2 protein-coding genes are annotated in these 9,080 nt (G+C 78.2%); both read right to left on the reverse strand.

From position 1 onward, the window contains the following. Positions 1-1,202: beta-ketoacyl synthase N-terminal-like domain-containing protein (locus ACFW1A_RS34195; RefSeq protein ID WP_380416057.1), on the reverse strand; the 1,202-nt coding region annotated here is incomplete at its 3' end. A gap of 14 nt (positions 1,203-1,216) precedes the next feature. After that, positions 1,217-9,080, reverse strand: a 7,864-nt coding sequence (locus ACFW1A_RS34200) for an SDR family NAD(P)-dependent oxidoreductase (protein WP_380416059.1), incomplete at its 5' end; no start/stop codon positions are given.

Consider the following 9,080-nt stretch of genomic DNA (forward strand, 5'->3'; position numbering starts at 1 on the left):
GACTTGATCACCCCGGCGACGCCGGCGGCGGCCTGGGTGTGGCCGATGTTGGACTTCACCGAGCCGAGCCAGAGCGGCTGTTCGGCGCTGTGCGCGGCGCCGTAGGTGGCGATCAGCGCCTGCGCCTCGATCGGGTCGCCCAGCCTGGTGCCGGTCCCGTGCGCCTCGACCAGGTCGACCTCGCCGGGGCCGAGCCCGGCCGCGTCCAGTGCCTGGCGGATCACCCGCTGCTGCGAGGTGCCGCTGGGCGCGGTCAGCTGGCTGCTGCGCCCGTCCTGGTTGACCGCCGAGCCGCGCAGCACGGCGAGCACCCGGTGGCCGTGGCGCTGCGCGTCGGCCAGCTTCTCCAGCACCAGCAGCCCGGCGCCCTCGCCCCAGCCGGTCCCGTCGGCGGCGTCGGCGAACGGCTTGCACCGGCCGTCGGGGGCCAGGCCGCGCTGCCGGCTGAACTCGATGAACATGCCGGGGGCGGCGAGCACGGTGGCGCCGCCGGCCAGCGCCAGGTCGCACTCGCCGGTGCGCAGCGCCCGGGCCGCCAGGTGCAGCGCGACCAGGGAGGAGGAGCAGGCGGTGTCGACGGTGACCGCCGGGCCCTCCAGGCCGAGCGTGTAGGCGATCCGGCCGGAGGCGACGCTGGTGGTGCTGCCGGTGAGCACGTAGCCGTCGGTCTGTTCGGCCGGCAGGTGGTGCATGCTCGGGCCGTACTCCTGGGCGATCACGCCGGCGAACACGCCGGTGCGCGAGCCGCGCAGGCCGGTCGGGTCGATCGCCGCGTCCTCCAGCGCCTCCCACGCGGTCTCCAGCAGCAGCCGCTGCTGCGGTTCGGCGGCCAGCGCCTCGCGCGGCGAGATGCCGAAGAACTCCGCGTCGAACTCGGCCGCCCCGTAGAGGAAGCCGCCCTCGCGGGCGTAGCTGCGGCCGGGCCGGTCCGGGTCCGGGTCGTACAGGTGCTCCAGGTCCCAGCCGCGGTCGGTGGGGAACGGACCGACCACGTCCCGCTCCTCGGCCACCAGCCGCCACAGCGCGTTCGGCGTGTCGGCGCCGCCCGGGAACCGGCAGGCCATGCCGACGATCGCGATCGGCTCCGGGGCGTCCGCCCCGGCCGCGCGGGCCTCGGCGTCGCGCAGCTGGCGGCGGGTCTGGTGCAGCTCGGTGGCGACCCGGTTGAGGTAGTCGCGGAGCTTCTCCTCGGTGGTGCTCATCTCTGCTCTGCCTCTCAGGAAATACCGAGCTCGTGGTCGATGAAGTCGAAGATGTCGTCGTTGCTGACGCCGGTGATCCGCTCGGCCAGCGCGTCCTGCTCCGCGGCCCCGGGGCCCGGTGCGCCGAGCGAGGCGAGCAGTGCGGTCAGCCGCTGGTGGGCGGCCGCGCGGGCGTCCGGGTCCGCAGCCAGGCCGCGCAGCGCCTGCTCCAGGCGGTCCAGCGCGACGGCCGGGTCGGCCTGCGGCGGCTCGGCGGCCGGGGCGAGCCGGCGGCGCAGCTCGGCCGCCAGCGCGACGGGGGTCGGGTGGTCGAAGACCGCGGTGGTGGGCAGGCGCAGGCCGGTGGCCGCGTTGACCCGGTTGCGCAACTCGATCACGCCCAGGCTGTCGAAGGCGGCGTCCATGAACCCGGTCTCCGGCTGGACGGTGCGCGGGTCGGGGTGACCGAGCACCGCCGCGGCGGTGGCGCGGACCAGGTCGAGCAGCAACCGTTCCTGCTCGGCCGCCGGCCGGCCGGTCAACTGCCGGGCCAGCGCGGCCGGTCCGTCCCCGGCGGCGGCCGCGGTCGGGCGGCTGCGGCGGCGCAGCAGGGCGCCGAGCAGCGGGGCCGGGCGCTGGGCCGGCACCGCCGCCAGGTCCAGCCGGGCGGTGGCGAGCAGCGGGTGGGGGCTGTCCAGGGCGGCGTCGAACAGGGCGAGCGCCTCCTCGTTGGCCAGCGGTCCCAGGCCGGTGGCGGCCAGCCGTTCCCGTTCGGCGCCGCCCAGCCGGGCCGCCATGCCGCCGGCCTCGGCCCAGTGGCCCCAGGCCAGCGAGACCGCGGCCAGCCCGCGCGCGGCGCGGTGCGCGGCGAGCGCGTCGAGTTGGGCGTTGGCGGCCGCGTAGTTGGCCTGGCCGGGGTTGCCCAGCAGGCCGACCGCGGACGAGAAGAGCACGAAGGCGGCCAGGTCGAGGTGCTGGGTGGCCAGGTGCAGCTGCCGGGCGGCCCCGGCCTTGGGGCGCAGCACCTCGTCGAGCCGCTCGGGGGTGAGCGCGGTGAGCACCGTGTCGGCGAGCACGCCGGCCGTGTGCACCACGGCGGTCAGCGGGTGCTCGGCCGGCACCGAGGCGACCAGTGCGCGTACCGCCCCCGGATCGCCCAGGTCGGCCGCGGTGACCGTCACCACGGCTCCCAGCCCGGCGAGTTCGGCGACCAGCTCGGGCGCGCCGGGCGCCCGCAGTCCGCTCCGGCTGGTCAGCAGCAGCCGGCGGACGCCGTGCCGGGCGACCAGTCGGCGGGCCACCAGCGCGCCGAGGGCGCCGGTGCCGCCGGTGACCAGGACGGTGCCCCCGGGCGCCAGCCGGCGGGGCAGCGTCAGGGCGAGCTTGCCGGTGTGCCGGGCCTGGCTGAGCCGGCGCACCGCCTGCGGGGCGAGCCGCACGTCCTGCGCCTCGACCGGCAGGGGGTGCAGGGCGCCGCGGGCGAACAGCTCGGCCAGCTCGGCCAGCATCCCGGCGATCCGCTCGGGTGCCACGTCGAACAGGTCGAAGGCGAGGTACCGGGCGCCGTGGTGGGCCGCGGCCACCTCGGCCGGGTCCCGCTGGTCGGTCTTGCCCATCTCGACGAATCGCCCGCCCGGGGCCAGCAGGCGCAGCGAGGCGTCGGTGTACTCGTGGGCGAGGGCGTTGAGCACCACGTCGACGCCGCGGCCGCCGGTGGCGGTGCGGAAGGCGGACTCGAAGTCCAGCGTCCGACTGGAGGCGGTGTGCTCCTGGTCCAGGCCGAGTTCGCGCAGCCGGGGCCACTTGCCCGGGCTGGCGGTGGCGAACACCACTGCCCCGGCCTGGCGGGCGAGTTGGACCGCTGCCTGGCCGACCCCGCCGGTGGCGGCGTGCACCAGCACGGTCTGGCCCCGGGTCAGCCCGCCGAGCCCGAACAGCCCGTGGTGGGCGGTCAGGAAGGCGACCGGGACGGTGGCCGCCTGGGCGTCGGTCCACTGCGCGGGGGTGCGGATCAGCAGCCGGTGGTCGGTGACCGCGACCGGGCCGAGGGTGCCCCGGACCAGCCCGGTCACCCGGTCGCCGGGCCGCAGTCCGGTGACCCCGGGGCCGGTCTCCAGCACGGTGCCGGCGGCCTCGGCGCCGATCCGGGCCCCGCCCGGGTACATGCCCAGGGTGATCAGCACGTCGCGGAAGTTGAGCCCGGCGGCGCGCACCGCGATCCGCACCTCCCCCTCGGCGAGCGGCCGTTCGGCCTCGGGGGCGGGCAGCAGGGCGAGGCCGTCCAGGCTGCCCGGTCGGGCGGTGTCCAGCCGCCAGGCGGCGCCGGGACCGGGGTCGAGGAGGTCGGCCGGGCGCTCCGCGGTGAGCCTGGGGACCAGGATCTCGCCGTCGCGCAGCGCCAGTTGGGCCTCGCCGGCGGCCAGTGCGGCGGGCAGCGCGGCGCGCGAGGCGGCGGTGCCGTCCAGGTCCACCAGGACGAAGCGGTCCGGGTGTTCGACCTGCGCGGTGCGCACCAGGCCCCAGACTCCGCCGGCGGCCGGGTCGGGCACGTCCTCGCCGGGCCGGGTGGCCACCGCCCGTTCGGTGACCAGCGCCAGCACGGCCTGCCGGTCGGCGGCCAGCCAGTCCTGCAGCACGGTCAGGGCCTGCCCGGCACCGGACACCTCGGCGAGCACGAAGCTGCCCGCGGCGTCCCGGTCGACCGTCACCACCTCGGCATCGGCCCGCTGCGGCCCGGTGACCGGCCGCCAGTCGACCCGGTAGGCCGACTCGGCGCCCGGGCCGGCCGCGGCCCGCAGGGTGAGCGCCCCGACGGTGGCCACCGGTCGGCCCGCCGGGTCTTCCAGCCGCACCGACACCGTGTCGGCACCGGCCGGGGTGATCCGGGCCCGCACCACCGCCGCACCCGTCCGATGGATCGTCACCTGCTGCCAGGAGAACGGCAGGACGGTGCGGTCGGCGGTGCTGACCACCGCGTGCAGGACGGCGTCGAGCAGGGCCGGGTGCAGCGCGTAGCCGGCCGCGTCGGTAGCCGGGGCGGTCTCCACCAGGAGCTCCTCGCCGTGCCGCCGGACGGCGGTGAGCAGCCGGAAGGCCGGGCCGTACCGGTAGCCGCGCTCGGCCAGCTCGGCGTAGAGGCCGTCGGTGTCGACCTGCTCGGCGTCGGCCGGCCACTCCCCGGGCAGCGGGGCGGCCGGACCGGTGCCCGCCAGGACCGTCCCGGTGGCGTGCCGGATCCACTCCGCGCCCGGCTCCTCGGCCTGCGAGCGGATCTGCACCGGGTGCCGGCCCTCCGGGTCCGCCGCGCCGAGCAGCACCTGGAGCCGGACCCCGCCGCGGGCGGGCAGGATCAGCGGTGCGGCCAGGTCGAGCGACTCGATCCGGTCCGCGTCGACGGTCCGCGCGGCCTGGACGGCGAGCTCCAGGAGGGCCGTGCCGGGCAGCAGCACCGCACCGGCGACGGCGTGGTCGGCCAGCCACGGGTGGGTCCGCAGCGAGATCCGGCCGGTCAGCAGCCGGCCCGCGCCGTCGGGCAGTTCGGTGGCCGCGCCGAGCAGCGGGTGCCCGGTCTCGGCCAGCCCCGCGCCGCCGGCCGCCCGGCCGGTCGGCTGGTCCAGCCAGTACCGGCGGCGCTGGAACGGGTAGCCCGGCAGGTCGGTGCGGGGGCGGCCGGCGGGGAAGACCGCCCGCCAGTCCACCGCGGCGCCGTGCACGTGCAGCCGGGCCAGCGCCTCGTGCAGGGTCTCGGTCTCGGGGCGCCCGGCGCGCAGCACCGCGGCCGCGGCGCGCGGGGCGTCCTCCTCGGCCAGGCTCTCCTCGGCCAGCGCGGTCAGCACCGGTCCCGGGCCCAGCTCCAGGTAGGCGGTGGTGCCGAGGGCGTGCAGGGTGCGGACGCCGTCGTGGAAGCGGACCGCCTCGCGGATGTGCCGCACCCAGTACCCGGGGTCGCGCAGCTGCTCGGCGGTGGCCACGGTTCCGGTGAGGTTGGAGACCACCGGGACGAGCGGCTCACGGTAGGTCAGCCGCTCGGCCACCGCCCGGAACTCGGCGAGCACCGGGTCCATCAGCGGCGAGTGGAAGGCGCGCTGGACCGGCAGCAGCTTGGTGCGGCGCCCCTTGGCCCGCCACCGGGCGGCGAGCGCGCGGACCTGGTCGCCGTCGCCCGAGACGACCACGGCGGCCGGCCCGTTGACGGCGGCCAGCGAGACCAGCTCGGAGAGCTCGGGCGCGAGCTCGGCCTCGGTGGCCCGGATCGCGGCCATCGCCCCGCCGGCCGGCAGCCGCTCCATCAGCCGCCCGCGCGCCGCCACCAGGGTGACCGCGTCCGGCAGCGTGAGCACGCCGGCCAGGTGGGCCGCGCTCAGCTCGCCCACCGAGTGGCCGATCAGGTGGTCCGGGCGCAGGCCGAGCGACTCGGCCAGCCGGTGCAGGGCCACGTGCAGGGCGAACAGGGCGGGCTGGGTGTAGCGGGTGGTGTCCAGCAGGTCGGCCGGCCCGGTGCCGGGCTCGGCGAACAGCACCCGGGTCAGCGGCACGTCGAGCTCGGCGGCGAACAGGCCGGCCACCTCGCCCACCGCCTGCCGGAACACCGGCTGACCGTCGTACAGTTCCCGTCCGGCGCCGGGCCGCTGGCTGCCCTGGCCGGAGTAGAGGAAGGCGGTGCGGACCGCCTTGGCGGCGGTGCCGCGCAGCAGACCGGGGGCCGGGATGCCCGCGGCGAGCGCGCGCAGGGCCGGCACCGGGTCGCCCGCCGGCACGGCGGCGCGCTCCTCGAAGTGGGTGCGGGTGGTGGCCAGGGCCGGGGCCAGCCCGGCGGTGCCGGCCGCGGCGAGCTCGGCCAGCGCGGCGGCCTGCTCCCGCAGCGCCCGGTCGGTGCGGGCCGAGAGCAGCAGCGGCCCGGCCTGGTCGGCCGCCGCCTCGTGGTCGGACTGCGCCGGCGGGGCCTCCAGGATCAGGTGGGCGTTGGTGCCGCTGATGCCGAACGAGGAGACGCCGGCCCGGCGGGGGCGGCCGGTCTCCGGCCACGGGGTCACCGCGTCGACCACCCGGACCGCGCCGGAGCTCCAGTCCACCCGCGGGGAGGGGGCGTCCAGGTGCAGGGTGGCGGGCAGCTCGCCGTGCGCCAGGGCCTGGACCAGCTTGATCACCCCGGTCACCCCGGCCGCCGCCTGGGTGTGGCCCAGGTTGGACTTCGAGGAGCCGAGCAGCAGCGGCTGCCGGCGGTCCCGGCCGTAGGCCTCGATCAGGGCCCGGGCCTCGATCGGGTCGCCGAGCGCGGTGCCGGTGCCGTGCGCCTCGACCACGTCCACGTCGGCGGGGGCGAGCCCGGCGGCGGCCAGCGCCTGCCGGATCACCCGCTCCTGGGCGGGGCCGTTGGGGGCGGTGAGCCCGTTGGAGGCGCCGTCCTGGTTGACCGCGGAGCCGCGCACCAGCGCGAGCACCCGGTGGCCGTGGCGCTGCGCGTCGGAGAGCCGCTCCAGCAGGACCAGGCCCACGCCCTCGGCCCACGCGGTGCCGTCGGCCGCGGCCGCGAACGGCTTGCAGCGGCCGTCGGGAGCCAGGCCGCGCTGCCGGCTGAACTCGGTGAACATGCCCGGCGAGGACATCACGGTGGCGCCGCCGGCGATCGCCAGCTCGCACTCGCCGGCCCGCAGCGACTGGGCCGCCAGGTGGATCGCCACCAGCGAGGACGAGCAGGCGGTGTCCACCGTGATGGCCGGGCCCTCCAGGCCGAGGGTGTAGGCCAGTCGGCCGGAGGCCACGCTGGTCAGGGTGCCGGTCAGGGTGTGGCCCTCGGCCCCGTCGGCGGCCTCGTGCAGGCGCGGTCCGTACTCCTGCGGCATGACGCCGACGAACACCCCGGTCCGGCTGCCGCGCAGGTCCGCCGGCACCAGGCCGGCCCGTTCGGTCAGGTGCCAGGCGGACTCCAGCAGCAGCCGCTGCTGCGGGTCCATGGCGGCCGACTCGCGCGGGCTCAGGCCGAAGAAGGCGCCGTCGAACCGGTCGGCGTCGGTGAGGAAGCCGCCCTGGCGGGTGTAGGAGGTCCCGGGCCGCTCGCCGTCGGGGTCGAAGAGCGCGTCCAGGTCCCAGCCGCGGTTCTCCGGGAACGGGCCGATCGCGTCCCGGCCCGCCCGCAGCAGCTCCCAGAGCTGCTCGGGGGTGTCGGCGCCGCCGGGCCAGCGGCCGCTGAGCGCGACGACCGCGATCGGGTCGCCCTGCCGCACCGCCTCCTGCGGCTCCGGCACCTCCTGACGGCCCGTCAGGTGGGCGGCGACGGCGCGCGGGGTGGGCCGGTCGTAGACCAGGCCGGCCGGCAGCGGCAGGCCGGTCGCTCCGGCCAGCCGGTCGCGCAGCTCCACCGCCGCCACCGAGTCGAGGCCGAGGTCCTTGAAGGTGCGGTCCGGGTCCACGGCGTCCGGGCCGGTGTGCCCGAGCACCAGCGCCGCCGCACTGCGCACGGCGGCCAGGGCCGCCTCCTCGGTCAGGTCCGACCGCGGCGGCTGCGCCTCGTCGGCCGCCGGCGCCGGGGCGCGGTCGGCGACCGGGGCGGGCACGCTGTCCAGCCAGAGCCGACGGCGCTGGAACGCGTAGGTCGGCAGGCCGGTCAGCCGCTCGCCGGTCCCGTAGGCCGCCGTCCAGTCCACCGCGCCGCCGCGCCCGGCGTACTCGCCGAGCGCGAGCGCGAACTGCCCGGGGTCGCCGTGGTCGCGCCGCAGCGTCGAGGTCACCTCGGCCGCGCCGTCGACCAGTTGGCCCAGGCCCACGGTGAGCACCGGGTGCGGGCTGCTCTCCACGAAGTGCCGGTGCCCGTCGGCCAGCGCCGCCCGCACCGCCCGGTCCAGCCGCACCGTGCCGCGCAGGTTGCGGTACCAGTAGTCGCCGGTCAGCCCGGCGGTGTCCAGCCGGGTGCCGGTCAGCGTGGAGTAGAAGGCCGTCCCGGTGCGGCGCGGGCGGATCCCGGCGAGCAGCGCGGGCAGGCTCTCGCCCAGCGGCTCCATCTGGGCCGAGTGCGAGGCGTAGTCCACCGGCACCAGCCGGGCCCGCACCCCCTCGGCCCGCAGCCGTTCGACCAGCGCCTCGACCGCCGTGCGCTCGCCGGAGACCACGGTCGCGGCCGGCCCGTTCACCGCCGCCACCGCGATCGACCCGCCCAGCGCGGGCAGGTCGGCGACCGCCAGCGGCACGGCCGCCATCGCCCCCTGCCCGGTCAGGCCGAGGCCGGCGATCGCCCGGGAGCGGATCGCGACCACGGCCGCCGCGTCCGCCAGGCTCAGTGCCCCGGCCACGTGCGCGGCGGCGATCTCGCCCTGCGAGTGGCCGATCACCGCGTCCACCCGCACCCCGGCCGCCCGCCACAGCTCGGCCAGCGACACCATCACGGCGAACAGCGCCGGCTGCACCACGTCCACCCGGTCCAGACCGGGTGCCCCGGGCTCGCCGCGCAGCACCGCCGTCAGCGACCAGTCCACGTGCCCGGCCAGCGCCTCCTCGCAGGCGGCCAGCTTCGCGGCGAACTCCGGTGAACTGTCGATCAGTTCGCGCGCCATCGCGTCCCACTGGGAGCCCTGGCCGGGGAACACCAGCACGGTGCCGCCGGCGTGCCGCGCCTGCGCCCGGACCAGGCCGGCCGCCTGCTCGCCCCGGGCCAGCGCGCCGAGTCCGGCCAGCAGGTCACCGCGGTCGCCCCCGGCGACGGCGGCCCGGTGGGCGAACGCCGTCCGGGTGGTGGCCAGCGCGCGCCCCAGCTCCACCGGGTCGAGCTCCGGCCGGCGCTCGGCGAACGCCAGCAGCCGGTCGGCCTGTTCGCGCAGCGCCTGCGGGGTGTGCGCGGACAGCGGCCAGAGCAGCGGACCCGGGCGGCCGGCGCCGACCGGGGCCGGCCGCCCGGGCGCCTCGCCG

Origin of the sequence: Kitasatospora sp. NPDC058965, assembly GCF_042741245.1 — a bacterium.
Classification (GTDB): domain Bacteria; phylum Actinomycetota; class Actinomycetes; order Streptomycetales; family Streptomycetaceae; genus Kitasatospora.